Source organism: Clostridium oryzae (assembly GCF_002029235.1).
In the GTDB taxonomy this organism is placed as follows: domain Bacteria; phylum Bacillota; class Clostridia; order Clostridiales; family Clostridiaceae; genus Clostridium_AE; species Clostridium_AE oryzae.
The window spans coordinates 1-14,232 of the sequence record NZ_MZGV01000092.1; the positions used below are offsets into that span (position 1 = coordinate 1).

The 14,232-nt window shown below is 31.8% G+C and carries 14 protein-coding genes and 2 rRNA genes; 15 read left to right on the plus strand and 1 reads right to left on the minus strand.

All coding sequences use genetic code 11. The annotated features are described in order from the left end of the window. Together CLORY_RS20990 and rrf are read left to right on the plus strand one after the other, a co-directional pair. Window positions 1-84: ribosomal RNA gene (locus CLORY_RS20990) — 23S ribosomal RNA — on the plus strand; the annotation flags it as partial. 223 nt (window positions 85-307) lie between these two features. Next, window positions 308-424 (plus strand): 5S ribosomal RNA (gene rrf / locus CLORY_RS20995). Window positions 425-525: 101 nt separating this feature from the next. On the opposite strand, the gene CLORY_RS21000 is transcribed toward rrf, so the two are convergent. Next, the gene (locus CLORY_RS21000) at window positions 526-744 is read right to left on the minus strand and encodes a hypothetical protein (protein WP_079428211.1); all 219 of its coding nucleotides are present in this window, start codon (window positions 742-744) and stop codon (window positions 526-528) included. A gap of 247 nt (window positions 745-991) precedes the next feature. On the opposite strand from CLORY_RS21000, the gene CLORY_RS21005 reads away from it, so the two are divergent. The 13 genes from CLORY_RS21005 (at window position 992) to CLORY_RS21065 (ending at window position 14,152) form a co-directional block, all read left to right on the plus strand. Further along, complete coding sequence (locus CLORY_RS21005) at window positions 992-1,483, plus strand: hypothetical protein (RefSeq protein ID WP_079428213.1); 492 nt, start codon at window positions 992-994, stop codon at window positions 1,481-1,483. A 245-nt stretch (window positions 1,484-1,728) separates the two neighbouring features. Continuing rightward, window positions 1,729-1,980: a kinase to dihydroxyacetone kinase gene (locus CLORY_RS21010; protein ID WP_079428215.1), complete on the plus strand. Its 252-nt coding sequence runs from the start codon at window positions 1,729-1,731 to the stop codon at window positions 1,978-1,980. Window positions 1,981-2,362: 382 nt separating this feature from the next. After that, window positions 2,363-2,620, plus strand: a complete 258-nt coding sequence (locus CLORY_RS21015) for a ribosome alternative rescue factor ArfA (protein WP_242954480.1) — start codon at window positions 2,363-2,365, stop codon at window positions 2,618-2,620. 109 nt (window positions 2,621-2,729) lie between these two features. Beyond that, complete coding sequence (locus CLORY_RS21020; protein ID WP_278335352.1) at window positions 2,730-3,101, plus strand: BlaI/MecI/CopY family transcriptional regulator; 372 nt, start codon at window positions 2,730-2,732, stop codon at window positions 3,099-3,101. Between the two features lies 1 nt (window position 3,102). Continuing rightward, window positions 3,103-4,989 carry a M56 family metallopeptidase gene (locus CLORY_RS21025; protein ID WP_079428219.1) on the plus strand — a complete coding sequence of 629 codons (1,887 nt, stop codon included), beginning with the start codon at window positions 3,103-3,105 and terminating at the stop codon, window positions 4,987-4,989. A gap of 296 nt (window positions 4,990-5,285) precedes the next feature. Continuing rightward, window positions 5,286-6,641 carry an ABC transporter substrate-binding protein gene (locus CLORY_RS21030; protein ID WP_079428221.1) on the plus strand — a complete coding sequence of 452 codons (1,356 nt, stop codon included), beginning with the start codon at window positions 5,286-5,288 and terminating at the stop codon, window positions 6,639-6,641. A 278-nt stretch (window positions 6,642-6,919) separates the two neighbouring features. Next, window positions 6,920-7,762 (plus strand): carbohydrate ABC transporter permease, encoded by an 843-nt coding sequence (locus CLORY_RS21035; RefSeq protein ID WP_079428223.1) that lies wholly within the window; start codon window positions 6,920-6,922, stop codon window positions 7,760-7,762. Next, window positions 7,762-8,595: a carbohydrate ABC transporter permease gene (locus CLORY_RS21040; RefSeq protein WP_079428225.1), complete on the plus strand. Its 834-nt coding sequence runs from the start codon at window positions 7,762-7,764 to the stop codon at window positions 8,593-8,595. The genes CLORY_RS21035 and CLORY_RS21040 overlap by 1 nt, the downstream gene beginning before the upstream one ends. A gap of 121 nt (window positions 8,596-8,716) precedes the next feature. Beyond that, window positions 8,717-9,745: a LacI family DNA-binding transcriptional regulator gene (locus tag CLORY_RS21045; RefSeq protein ID WP_079428227.1), complete on the plus strand. Its 1,029-nt coding sequence runs from the start codon at window positions 8,717-8,719 to the stop codon at window positions 9,743-9,745. A gap of 280 nt (window positions 9,746-10,025) precedes the next feature. Further along, a complete protein-coding gene (locus tag CLORY_RS21050; RefSeq protein WP_079428229.1) occupies window positions 10,026-10,616 on the plus strand; it encodes a TetR/AcrR family transcriptional regulator in 591 nt (196 codons plus the stop codon). 303 nt (window positions 10,617-10,919) lie between these two features. Further along, complete coding sequence (locus CLORY_RS21055; RefSeq protein WP_079428231.1) at window positions 10,920-12,287, plus strand: MATE family efflux transporter; 1,368 nt, start codon at window positions 10,920-10,922, stop codon at window positions 12,285-12,287. Between the two features lie 148 nt (window positions 12,288-12,435). After that, a complete protein-coding gene (locus CLORY_RS21060; RefSeq protein ID WP_079428233.1) occupies window positions 12,436-13,242 on the plus strand; it encodes a DUF368 domain-containing protein in 807 nt (268 codons plus the stop codon). Between the two features lie 187 nt (window positions 13,243-13,429). Continuing rightward, window positions 13,430-14,152, plus strand: a complete 723-nt coding sequence (locus tag CLORY_RS21065) for a LytR/AlgR family response regulator transcription factor (RefSeq protein ID WP_079428235.1) — start codon at window positions 13,430-13,432, stop codon at window positions 14,150-14,152. Window positions 14,153-14,232: the final 80 nt, after the last annotated feature.

Sequence of the window (14,232 nt, forward strand, 5' to 3'; positions counted from 1 at the left end):
AAGAACATCAGGTAGATAGGTTAGAGGTGTAAGTGCAGTAATGTATTAAGCTGACTAATACTAATAGGTCGAGGGCTTGACCAATAAAATTCTTATGTGCAATTTTGAGAGAATGAAAAGTTCTCAACATGGATGGTTAACCGAGGTCATATAAACGACTAATAAAGGTTAAGCACTCTATGGAGTTTTGTTAGAACCGAGCAGAACAAGGAAACGCCTGAGCGAGGAGCGGAGTTGGCAGGTACGCCAATGAGCACCGCAGCGACGAAGTTGACGCAGTAATGCGAAGGTTATCACAAAACGATTATCTGGTAATGATGGAGTAGATGTTACACCCGTTCCCATACCGAACACGAAGGTTAAGCTCTACATCGCCCATGGTACTGCCCGGGAAGCTGGGTGGGAGAGTAGGATGTTGCCAGGTTAAAGACGCTAAGTATAAAGCTTAGCGTTTTTTCATTTTTTGACGTGAGGGCTTCTCTTGGTACAACTGGGCAGATAAAAATATCCTCATACCGATTGAAATTAGCTTTCTTTTAATTGGATGGCTGCTGAGAAGTCTTTTAAGCGTGACGGGGCTCTGTGAGGAGCGTAAGCTCTGGAGTTGAGACCTGTCACGGAGAAAACTGAAATTGCATTACCTTTTAATATAAAATTCATATCTTTTTTTGTAACAGGAACAAGTTTAATAGTTTCACCTTTCAATATACGGTGTTTATGTTTTTTCCATTCCATATTTTCCATATTTCTATTTCCTTCTTACTTTTTTAATTCATTCTTTATTGTCTAACCATAGTATGTACTAACTTTTAATTTTTACCAGTATAGTCCAATAAATCATACAAGAAGCTGATTATGAGATTGGGACTTTATCAGGTTAAGATTACCGATTGTAAGCTTAACGGGTTTACTTTATGGGTTAAAATAATTATAGACATAAATATTGTTAGTAAAGGGAATAATAAAATATTTATCATCAGGAAAAGACATGATGGAATATGGCTGGAGGTTTAATATTCCATCTAATGATAATTTTCCACATGCACCTTGGTGGAATTATAATGAAGAGGCAAACAAAATAGAAAGTGTAGGAATCACAGCTGAATTTTCTGCATTTATACTTGAATATGTAGATTCGCAAGCTGAAGTGTACCAGACAGCTTTGAATTTTGCAAGAAAATTGATAGACAAGATGATGAAGGATGATAACCATGGTGACATGGGAGTCGGTGGGTATATTGCTTTAGTTGAAGCAATAACCAAATTAGGCTTGAAAGGTTTTGACTACGATGCAATGGCAAAAAGACTTAGCCTACTTGTAACAGAGGGAATAGAACACGATGTAAGCAAATGGAAATACTATGGCTATAGACCATCTAATTATATACAGAGTCCCAAAAGTACATATTATACAGCTAACAGTAATATTGTTGATATTGAGCTTGAATACCTTATTGATACAAAACCTGAAAAAGATGTATGACCCATTACTTGGACATGGTTTGATAACAATGATAAATATCCTAAGGAATTTGCAGTGAGCGAGGTTTGGTGGAAAGCAATTAAGACTATTGAAAAAATGAGATTTTTAAGAGAATTTGATCGAGTAAGTCTGTAAGGTAAAAGATTTGTAATTTTAATTAAATTCATTTATTATTAGATAGAACGATGTAGGATAATGGAAAATATGCACATTTATATTTTTACTTATAGAAAAGGAGAATACATATGATTGAATATAAGTTTGATACACAGTTATTGATTGAGGGACAACATCTTTCAGAGGATGAAATCAATGAACATATTACAAAAAATATTGAAGGCGATTGCTTACTTGCAGTTGGGGATGAAGAACTGATAAAAATACATTTTCACACCAATACACCTTGGAAAGTGTTAGAATATTGTGCTTCATTAGGTGACATTCATGATATAGTTATAGAAAATATGGAACGACAAGCTAATGGTCTACAGGGATAGGCAATAGTATAAATTTATTTGAATTGTTTAAAAATGCATAAATATTAAGTTTCATGTGAATAGCATACTGGTAATAGATTTATGAATAAAATGAATGTTTAGGCTGACAAGTATTTTATCTCAAATCAATGTGTTTAAACCGTTCTTTTTATGTGGGAAAGGAACGGTTTTTATTTCAGGCATATTGTAAGATAGCAAAAGAATGGTGTGAAGAAAATGGTATTGAAGCTGTATATAAAAAGGCGACTTCTCATAAAATTTAAAAATATCTACTAAATGAAACTTTGCTAAGTATGTTTTTGTGATATGATTGAAATTTACCATAGTCAAAATTAATATTTTATAATAAAATATTATAGATAAATTTTAGGAGATGAATAATGTGAAAAAATCTAAGAAAAAAATAACGATAACTATCGATATGAATGAGCTAATGCTGAATAGAAGAAAATTTACAACAAGCGAAATAAGTAGGGGGACAGGCGTTCACAAAGCAAAGAAGGGAAAAGGTTCTTATACCCGCAAGAATAAGTATAAAAATGATACTTATTCTTGCGGGTATTTTACTGATTATTTTTACCCATCAATGTCAGTAACAACTTCTGTATTTTTGTATTCAACTGGAACGATAAATTCCTAAAGAGTAAAAAAATTAGTTTATTATATTCACAATTTTATTCTACAAATGTAGTATAGAAACATACACTACATTTGTAGAGGAGGAGATTGTAATTAGTAATGTACCTAAAATATCTGATGCTGAATGGCAAGTAATGAAAGTTATATGGGAAAATGCACCAATAGCTTCTAATGAAGTAGTAAAGAGAGTAAAGCAGACTAATGCCTGGAAAGATAATACTATATATACTTTGATGACTAGATTAGCTAAAAAGGAAATGATATATATAGATAAAGATTCGTCTCCAAACTTATGCTCACCCCTGATATCCGAAAAGGAATGTAAAAGAGAAGAAAGAAAATCTTTCCTGAAGAAGGTATATGATGGCTCCTTAAATTTGATGCTAGCAAACATCATTGAAGAAGATTCACTCACAGAAAGTGAAATAAAGGAATTAAAATCTATACTTGATCAAAAACAAAATAATGTAAGGAAGCGATAATATGAACATTTTTATTGAAATGTTTAAATGGGTAATATTGTCTTCGTGCATGGGAAGTGTTTTGATCATTTTAATTTTATTCTTTAAGAAGGTTTTAAAGAATAAAATTAACGGAAATTTTCATTATTATATATGGGTCTTACTTTTCATTAGGTTATTGGTACCATATGTGCCGCATAGCTCAGTCAGTATTTTTAATTTGTTTTCACTAGTACCTAAAGCTTATGTAGATAATTATAAGCAGGATTTTAACAATAATAATTCAACTATGGATATAAAAAGGGTTAAGATGGATGGGAAAGCGTCGATTGATAAAAAAGATAAATCTTCTGTAATAAATAATAAGAGGAAAACTGTTAACAGTGTCCATAAGGGGGCATATAGTTCAGCAATAATCTATTTGATGGTTTTTTGGAGTATAATGGCAGCCGCATGTTTGATATATATTATTATATCAAATCTACGTTTTTCTAAGAGAATTAGGAAGGATTACTGGAAGAATAATAATAAAAATATTGAAGAGGTATATGACAATTGTAAAGCTATCATGAAGGTTAAAAGAAATATTCCAATATTTATAACTAGAGAGGTAAGAAGTCCTGCTATATGGGGAGCGATATATCCGAAATTGCTTATACCGAAGACCCTGTTGGATAAGATTTCAGATGAGGAACTAAAATATATTCTGCTTCATGAGTTAGCACACTATAAGAAAAAAGATATAATACTTGACTGGCTTACAGTAATTATAAAAGCAGTTCACTGGTTTAATCCTGTCATTTGGTATGCATTCTATCACATGCGTCAGGATTGTGAAACGGCCTGTGATGCTTTTGTTATGTTACATGTTGAACCAGATGAGCAAATAGGGTATGGACGTACAATACTGCATTTGATAGAACTGAATTCTCTACAAAAGGTTACTGCCGGTGTAGCAGGAATATTATCTACATCAAGTAAATTTGAATTAAAAAGGAGAATTGTTATGATTTCAAATTTTAAGAAAATATCTTATAAACAGATAGTTGCTTCAATTTTAATAATAGTTTTCATCTGCATTACTGGATTGACAGGAGGCCAGCAGGTATCCGCAAGTGCTATCACAAAATTGGCAACGACGAGCATTATGCCAAAAGACAGAGATAGTGTTGCAAGGCTTTGGGCAGAAGCTTTAGCACAAAGAAATGAGGCATTTAGGTTTGCTGTTTTGAATACCGATTTAAGGAATAAAGAATACAAGGTATACAAAAACACTTACTGGGTAATTGGAGGTTCTAGCCCATGGGTTACAAGTTACAGTGTAAAGGAAAAAAGCAAGATAAATGATAATACCTACAAATATGAAATTGACTACATTCTAACAGATTCAACAAGAACAAAATATAGCAGTAAAGAGTATATAGAGATGAAGTATTACGGAGACAGATGGTTAGTTTCAAAGCATGATAAATATAATATGCTTCCTAAATTTAAGCTGATAAAGAGAGCGAAATTCAAGAAAGTAACTCTGCCAAAAGCTAATGAGTTAATTACAACAGATAGAGAAAAGACTGTTAAGTTGTGGGCTGAAGCTTTAAAAGAAAGAGATGGAGCTATGCGTCTGCCTTTATTAAATGGTAATTTAAAAAAGCTAGAGTGTAAAAAACGAGAGGATAAAGGTTGGGTAATAGGAGGGTCAAGCCCATGGGTAACAGACTATACAACTAAATTGGATAAAAAAATAGATAAATCAACCTATGAGTATGTAATAGATTATAATTTAACCGATTCAACCAATGAAAAATATACTAGCAGTGAGAAGGTTACTATTAAAAAAGTAGGAGATAACTGGTTAATATCAAAACACGATAACTATGATTATATGCCGGATGTGACTCCTCAAAAGTAAGAGAGCTCAATTAATAAATTGATACCACATAACATCTATAACCTAGAATAGTGTATAAGTCACTATTCTAGGTTATAGATGTTTTTATAATTAATTATATTAAAGCCAATGATATATATTAATACTAAATAATACATTCAACCAATAAAATATAAAAAAAGTCATTATATGTATTGCAAATTAATAGAAGTTATGTTATTATCAAACTGTGGTAATTGAAAACGGTACCGAGAACGGTACCGAAAACGATACCGATACCGGTACCATAATAGATAATAACGGGGAGATGGATTTTTATGAAAAAAAAGTTACTTAGCACAGTATTAGCTGTTGCTATTGGTTCAACTCTAATGGTTGGCTGTAAGAGTGGCAACGGAGGTGGGGCTTCTGCCGCAAAAGAAATTTATTTTTTAAACTTTAAGCCCGAAATAGCAAATGTATATAAAGATATAGCAGCAGAATATAAAAAAGAAACTGGAGTTAAAGTAAAGGTAGTTACGGCAGCTAGCGGTACTTATGAACCGACATTAAAATCAGAAGTAGCAAAATCAGATCCACCAACTATTTTTCAAATTAATGGTCCTATGGGATATCAAAATTGGAAAGATTATTGTGCAGATTTAAGTAAAACAAAACTTTACAGCTATTTAACAGACAAATCGCTTGCAGTAAAGAGCGGCAAAGGTATTTATGGAATTCCATATGTCGTTGAAGGATATGGAATTATATATAACGATGCTATAATGAAAAAATATTTTGCCTTAAGTGATAAGGCTGTTTCAATAAGTTCTACTAGTGAAATAAACAATTTTGATATGTTAAGCAAAGTAGTTAAAGATATGACAGCTCATAAAAAGCAGTTAGGAATAAAAGGAGTATTTTCATCAACATCTTTAAAGACTGGTGAGCAGTGGAGATGGCAAACCCATTTAGCAAATTTACCATTTTACTATGAATTTAAAGAAAATACTGGCTATGATAATACAATTTTAGCGGGCACAGCAGCTAAAACTGTTGACTTTAAATATGCTAATAACTTTAAAAACATATTTGATTTGTATTTGAATAATTCAGTTACACCAAAGAAGCTTTTAGGTAGTAAGTCAGTAACTGATTCTATGTCTGAATTTGCTCTTGGAAAATCAGCTATGGTTCAGAATGGAAACTGGGGCTGGTCACAAATAAACGGAGTTTCTGGTAACACTGTAAAACAAGAGGATGTTAAATTTATGCCAATATACACAGGGGTAAGTGGTGAAGAGAAACAAGGCTTATGTATTGGAACAGAAAATTATTTTGCTATAAATAGTAAAGTATCAGAAGCAAAACAAAAAGCATCTATAAAATTTTTGGAGTGGTTATACTCAAGTAAAAAAGGAAAAGACTACGTAGTAAATAAACTAGGATTTATACCACCATTCAATACATTCAATGATTCAGAAAGACCATCAGATCCATTAGCAAAAGAAGTTATTAATTGGATGAATAAGAAAGATGTACAAACAGTACCTTGGACATTTGAGTGTTTTCCAGGTGAGCAGTTTAAGAATGATTTTGGTGATGCACTTTTACAATATGCACAAGGAAATAAATCTTGGGATCAGGTCGTAAAAACAGTGAAGGATTCTTGGGCAACTGAAAAATCAAAGTAATTAAATGTTCTTTATATAAGACGAACTAAGAAATGAAAGAGAAAAGTGAAGGAAGAAATTCTGCTATGCAGAATTTCTGAGAATTTAAATCTGATTATCTGAGATAACTTTTTAAAAACTAAGACTATACCTAGTATTACAAAAGGACTATTAAAATAATTAGTATTATCTATACAATCAAAATTCAGCATGGCTGAATTTTAACCTTCACTTTACTCTTTGCTCTTTGCTCTTAACTCTTACTTCGTCTTTTATTTATAATACTAGGAGATGATAATATGGAAAAAAGATTGAAAAAGTATTTTCTTGTTTTTACTCTTCCTACATTACTAGCATTTACTATAGCTTTTTTAATACCATTTATATTAGGTATTTATCTGTCATTTACGAAATTTACAACAGTACTTGACGCAAAATGGATCGGACTTGATAACTATGCTAAAGCTTTAAAAAATAGAGATTTCCTAAATGCACTTTGGTTTACTGTAAAATTTACAGTAGTATCAGTAATAACTGTTAATTTGTTTGCATTTATAATAGCATTACTGTTGACAGAGGGAAGGAAAGGTACCAATGTATTTAGAACCATATTTTTTATGCCAAACTTGATAGGTGGTATCGTATTAGGCTATATATGGCAGGTAATTATTAACGGAGTACTTATAAAATTTGGTGTAACATTAACCGTTAGTGCTAAATATGGTTTCTGGGGATTAGTCATATTAATGAATTGGCAGCTTATAGGCTATATGATGATTATATATATTGCAGGAATTCAAAATGTGCCAAGTGATTTAGTGGAGGCAGCCCAAATCGATGGAGCAAGTTCTTTCACAATACTGCGAAAGATCACTATACCACTAGTAATGCCCTCTATAACCATATGTTTATTTTTAACTCTATCCAATTCATTTAAGTTGTTTGACCAAAACCTTGCATTGACTGCTGGTGCACCTGCTAAACAAACATCAATGTTAGCCCTGGATATTTATAATACATTCTATGGTTCAATTGGTTGGGAAGGAGTAGGACAAGCAAAGGCAGTAATATTCTTTGTTATAGTTGCAGTAATAGCAGGTATACAACTTGTATTAACTAGAAGTAGGGAGGTAGAAAGCTAATGAAAACTGCAAAAATAAAAGATATATTTATTTTTATAATTATGTCCATATTGTCTGTAGCATTTTTAGCGCCGATTTTTATTGTTATAATGAATTCATTTAAAGGAAAATTTTATATAAGTGATGCACCGTTTACTTTTCCAATTGGAAAGGAGTTTGCAGGTGTTAGTAATTATATAACGGGATTAAATGATACGGGCTTCCCTAGGGCATTTGGCTGGTCACTTTTTATTACAGTAGGCTCCGTAGCAATAATTTTATTGTTTACCTCTATGACTGCGTGGTATATAACAAGAGTTAAATCTAAGGTAACAAATACGATATATTATATTTTTGCATTTTCCATGATAGTACCATTTCAAATGGTTATGTTTACTATGACCAAGGTGGCAAACATGCTGCATCTAGATAACCCTGTTGGAATTATCATAATATATTTAGGTTTTGGTGCTGGATTATCAGTATTTATGTTCTCAGGGTTTGTAAAATCTATTCCACTTGAAATTGAGGAAGCTGCTTTAATTGACGGCTGCAATCCGGTGCAAACATATTTTAAAGTAGTACTTCCTATATTAGGACCAATAACTATTACCGTTTCGATACTTAATACTATGTGGATATGGAACGACTACTTACTGCCTTATTTGCTCATAGGCAGTGATTATAAGACTATACCTATAGCAGTCCAATATTTAAGAGGCGGATATGGCTCTGTAGATATGGGAGCTATGATGGCAGTACTAGTTTTAGCCATAATTCCAATTGTAATTTTTTATTTTGTATGCCAGAAGTATATTATCGAAGGCGTTGTTGCAGGGGCCGTAAAAGGTTAAGACTGATGTTAGATGGGTTTATTGCAATTAATAAGTTTAATAGTTATAATAAAATATATCGAAAACGAGATTTACTTTGAGAAAGCATACAATTGATAATATATGAAAAGGATAAATGATTATGGAGACGATCACAATTAAAGACATTGCCAAACTATGTGGTGTAGCTGTAAGTACGGTATCTAGGGCAATAAATAATCATCCTGATATTAATGAAGAAACGAAGTCCATGATAATGAAAGTCATTAAAGAGAAAAATTATATACCTAATAACAGTGCTAGAAATTTAAAAAGGCTGGATTCCAATACTATCGCTGTTCTTATTAAAGGTATTACTAATCCTCTTTTTAGTAGTATTATTAAAACTTTCGAAGTGGAAATAAAGAAGAAAAAGTACTCATTTATTTTACAGCGTGTAGAAGACAAAGAAGATGAACTTGATGTAGCTATTGAACTTGCTAAAGAGAAAAAACTAAAGGGTATTGTATTTCTTGGAGGACATTTTGTTCATTCAGATGAGAAGCAAATGCAATTAAAGGTACCTTTTGTATTAAGTACCATTGGCAGTAATCAACAGATAAATAAAACTATTTGTTCTTCTGTTGCTGTAGATGATTTTAAAGAAAGTTATAAAATGGTTAATTATTTATGCGGTTTAGGGCATAGAAAAATTGCAATCATTACAGCTTCCATTGATGACGGAAGTATTGGAAATCTCAGATTAAATGGATATTTGCAAGCATTAAAAGATAATGGCATTGAAGTAAATGACAAACTTATAAGGTATATGAAAGATGATATAGAGACTTATTCTATGGAGAATGGTTATTGCGTTGCTAAAGAGTTAATTGATTCACAAGAAGATTTTACTGCTATATATGCTATTTGTGATACTTTAGCAATTGGAGCCTGCAAAGCTATATTCGATGCAGGGAAAAAGGTTCCGCAGGATTATTCAGTGGCAGGCTTTGACGGATTAGATATAGCTAAATATTATAATCCTTCGATAACTACTATTAGACAACCTGTTGAGGACATGGCTCAGTCCACGATTAATATTTTATTCGATATGATACGTAAAAAGACTTCAGCACAGCATGTACTATTTCAAGGTGAGTTAGTAGTAGGCGATTCAACTAAATTGATTTAATTTATAGTACAAAAACATCCTATGCTTTTTAATATGGGATGTTTTTTTAGTCTCTAGGAATTCATGCTTTTTGCCAATTGTGGATAATTTCCGTTAAGATGGCGAATTGTTTGAGGCGTAGCCGAGTTATGAGCCATTAGGAAATTTGCCTCAAAGATGTGGTGTAATTACTTAATGAATGGAATTAGCCTACGTAGGATGTAATCTTTTTTTATTTTGTTGACATAATAGACAGACTGGTCTAATCTATTAATATATAAATTATATTAGAGGTGAAATAATGATTAAAAGTACAAAGGGTGAACAATCAAAAGCGAAACTAATTGAATGTGCTGCAAAATTATTTTTAAAAAATGGATATAATGCCACTGGAATTAATGATATTTTAGCCCTGACAGGATTACCAAAAGGATCATTTTACTTTCATTTTAACAGTAAGAAAGCTTTAGCTGTGGAGGTATCTAATTATTTTCATAATCAAATAGGTAGGTGGCTGAGGAAAACTGCTAGTGGAAAACAGTGGGAAGAATTCGTTAATGATTTTACTCAAGTGATGTTACGGAATGCAGAAGATGGCACACAGTTTGGCTGCCCTTTTGCTGTTTTAGGTTTAGAATTAGCATATTCTGAACCAGATATTGCAGTACACTATGGAGAATCGCTAAATGATTTAAAGAAATTATTTATTTCGGTTTTAGAATTTTCGAATATTAATCATGATAGTGCTGTTGAACTTTCTAATCGGATGGCTGCAATATATGAAGGATACCTCCTTTATTATAGAATTAACAAAGATATTAATGAATTTAAAATGATGCAGCATGATCTGATAGATACATTTGAAAGCTATAAGAAATTAGGTAATATATGAAAAAATATCCATAGAAAAGCAGTTTACGAATGGAATTCAGGTTCCGCTGCTTTAAAAAGAAATAAAATGATGGTTTATTTTTCTCATAAAAGAAAGCAGACGTCTTTTTTATGCTCATATAATCCAGTGACATATACTCTTTATTAAGTTATGATTTATCGTAGGGGGGATAGTTTCAAATATAAAAATCATATATGCAGAAAGATAGTTTCATTATTTATCTTTTTTTATATGTAAGCTTATTCGAAGTTCCCATAGATGTTACACTAAAATTTTGCAGAAGAGAGGAACATATAAATCATAATGAAAAAATTTCAGTTTAAGTTAGACAAAAAGTCAGACAGGGAGATAATCAAACTTGCTTGGCCATCCATAATAGAACAGATATTAGAAATGATGGTTGGTATGGTATCTACTATATTTATGGGAAGGATTGGCGCTAGTGCTGTAGCTGCGGTAGGCATGATAAATATGCTTATGGGATTCCTACAGACAGTATTTTCAGGACTTTCCATGGGAACAACAGTAATTATTGCTAGGGTTACTGGAGAAGGAAATAAAAAGGAAGCTAAAAGAGCTCTTATTCAATCAATATACATGGCTCTATTTGTTGGTGTCATTCTGTTAATATTCGGAAAGATGTTTTCAAATTCTTTGCTGCATTTGTTTTTTGGAAAAGCAAAAAGGGATGTTTTAAATATAGGATTAGGTTATTTTAGTATAATATTATTCAACCTTCCTTTCTTTGTTGTAGATATAATTGTTTCTGGTGCCATGAGAGGAGCAGGAGACACAAAGACTCCAATGTTTATAACAGGGGGAGTGAACGTATTAAATGTAATTCTTAACACTATGCTAGTATTTGGAGTACAACCTCTTGGCATTCCTGCTATGGGAGTTACTGGTTCAGCAATTGCTGTTACAATTTCTAGAATAGTAGCTGTTACTATAAGAATTTTGGTTTTATACAACCTTAAAGGACTTAAGCTGAATTTAAACCTTAAGGATGATTATAGAATAAAAATTGATTTGATGAAAAGAATAATAAATGTAGGAGTACCAGCATTTCTTGAGCAGGCAGTTATGCAAGGCGGTTTCCTTGTCCTTGAAATTATAATAGTAACAATGGGAACTGTTGCCATGGCTGCTTATCAAGTTGGAATAAATGTAAACTCTTTGGCTTTCTTTCCTATATTTGGACTTGCAATAGCTAATACTACTTTAGTTGGGCAGAGTTTGGGAGAAAAGAATTATAAGAAAGCGGAGAAATACGCTTATGAGGGATTAAAAATAGCTATGATAGTGGCGTTTATAATAGGAATATCAATGTGTATATTTGCTAGACAATTGGCATATCTGTATACAAATGATAAGAATGTAATTGATGAGTCTGTTGGAATAATAAGAACGTTTGGAATAATTGAACCTATGCTTGCTATCTTAAATCTTTGTTCAGCAGCCTTGAAGGCAGCAGGTGATATAAATTATGTTATGATTACATCTTTCGTAGGTTTGTGGAGTGGAAGGGTGTTTTTATCTTTCGCTCTTAATGGACTGTTTGGAATGGGTATGTTTGCAATAATGATTGGAATATTCGTAGATTTTAGTTCTAGATCATTTATGTATTTAGGAAGAATGAATAAAGGTAAGTGGAAATATCTAAAAGTATAATTATAGTTTACTCTTAAGGAAACATTCATTAATGAGATCCTTCACAAAGTAGGATGATCGAGGCAACCTGTTTTTTCGCTGAAAACAACGAAGCTTTGGCTTTGAAAAAGAAAAACTTAATAGACATAATATTTATAAGGAGTATGAGATGAAATACATAATGAATTTTTTAAAAGGAGTAGCTATAGGCTTAGCTACTTTAGTACCAGGTGTAAGCGGAGGCACCATGGCAGTAATACTTGGAGTATATGATGATCTGATACACGCTATAGGCTCTTTCTTTGAAGATTCGAAAAAACACGCTGTGCTATTATTAGAACTTGGTGCGGGTGCATTCACAGCATTATTGCTTTTTAGCAAACTTATAGAAGCAGCTCTCAAAAATTATCATTTTCCTATGAGCTTCCTTTTTATAGGTGTTATCTGTGGAGGTGTGCCAGTATTATATAAAAAATCGAGACAGCAGGAAAGAAAGAGGAATGACATTATCTTTTTGATTATAGGGTTCGTATTGGTACTGGCTATGACAGTAGAGCCTTCAGCAACAACAGCACTTGCAACGGCGAAAGGAGCAGTAAGTATAGTTTTTCTATTTATCGCAGGAATAGTCATAGCTGTAGCATTAATACTGCCAGGTATAAGTGGTTCATTTATGTTGTTAACGCTTGGATTATATCAAATAACCTTAAGAGCTATTAATGAGAGAAATATACCATTTCTTATTCCAATTGGTTTTGGAGCAATTGTGGGGACATTAGCTACTACAAAAGCCATTGAAAAGCTGCTGCAGAAATATCCTGGAAAAACTTACATGCTCATCCTCGGATTTGTTATAGGGTCACTTATTCCTGTGTTTCCAGGTATGCCTCGGGGAATAAATATCTTAACTTCTATTATGGCTTTCATAATAGGATTTGCATTTATATTTTGGCTTGGTAAAAAGGAGATAACTTAGATTAAAACACAAATATGACTTAAGATAATCATTTATAAAAGGAATTCAGTTGAAGCTGAATTCTTTTTTTAGTCTTAATGAATTGGATTAAGTACATAGGATGTAATCTTTTCTATTATGTGGTATATTAGTAGCGTTAGAATATATTTCTAATCTATATACTTAATTTAGGAAAGAGGAGATAGCTTTGTTAAAGATTGCAGTATGTGACGATGAGATTCTACATAGATTAGATATAGTAAGAAAGATAAAAATTATTTTATATAATTATTGTAAAGAAGATAAGTTCAATATTGAGGAATATAGTAATGGACAAGCCATGGTGGGGGAAAATAAATATTTTGATATAGTTTTTTTAGATATAAAAATGGATAAATTATCAGGAATAGAAACAGCAAAAAAAATGAGAACATATAACGAGGATACAAAAATAGTGTTTATAACAGCTTTTAAGGAATATGTTTTTGAAGCGTTAGATGTGGAACCATTTCATTATCTCTTAAAGCCAGTATCTATAGAAAAACTTAATGACATAATAAAAAGAATTATAGATAAGCTAAAAGCTTCAAAAGATGAAAAGCAATTTTTCTTAATCAATCAGGGCAAAAATACTATAAAAGTGGCATTAGATAGAGTGTACTTTTTTGAAGTGCAAAACAGAACAATTAATTTACATACCGAAGATGAAATCATCAAGTACTATGACAGGATAAGTAATGTAGAGTCATTAGTTTCTCAAAAAGATTTTTTTAGATGCCATAGGAGTTATATAGTGAATTTCAGATATATAAAGAAATATGATAGAAACGAAATTGAACTTGATAATGGCATGAAAATTATGATATCAAAAAATAAATATGAAGAGTTCACTAAGTCCTTTACTGAATATATAAAAAGGAGTGAAATATAAAAGTTGACAGTCAATTATATACTTCAACAAATATTATATGCTATATCGGCTCTGTTAAGTATTTCTATAATGTACATAGT

Coding starts and splice junctions, on each gene's coding strand:
- CLORY_RS21000 (WP_079428211.1), bottom strand. CDS start 744: ATGGAAAATATGGAATGGAAAAAACATAAACACCGTATATTGAAAGGT.
- CLORY_RS21005 (WP_079428213.1), top strand. CDS start 992: ATGGAATATGGCTGGAGGTTTAATATTCCATCTAATGATAATTTTCCA.
- CLORY_RS21010 (WP_079428215.1), top strand. CDS start 1,729: ATGATTGAATATAAGTTTGATACACAGTTATTGATTGAGGGACAACAT.
- CLORY_RS21025 (WP_079428219.1), top strand. CDS start 3,103: ATGAACATTTTTATTGAAATGTTTAAATGGGTAATATTGTCTTCGTGC.
- CLORY_RS21030 (WP_079428221.1), top strand. CDS start 5,286: ATGAAAAAAAAGTTACTTAGCACAGTATTAGCTGTTGCTATTGGTTCA.
- CLORY_RS21035 (WP_079428223.1), top strand. CDS start 6,920: ATGGAAAAAAGATTGAAAAAGTATTTTCTTGTTTTTACTCTTCCTACA.
- CLORY_RS21040 (WP_079428225.1), top strand. CDS start 7,762: ATGAAAACTGCAAAAATAAAAGATATATTTATTTTTATAATTATGTCC.
- CLORY_RS21045 (WP_079428227.1), top strand. CDS start 8,717: ATGGAGACGATCACAATTAAAGACATTGCCAAACTATGTGGTGTAGCT.
- CLORY_RS21050 (WP_079428229.1), top strand. CDS start 10,026: ATGATTAAAAGTACAAAGGGTGAACAATCAAAAGCGAAACTAATTGAA.
- CLORY_RS21055 (WP_079428231.1), top strand. CDS start 10,920: ATGAAAAAATTTCAGTTTAAGTTAGACAAAAAGTCAGACAGGGAGATA.
- CLORY_RS21060 (WP_079428233.1), top strand. CDS start 12,436: ATGAAATACATAATGAATTTTTTAAAAGGAGTAGCTATAGGCTTAGCT.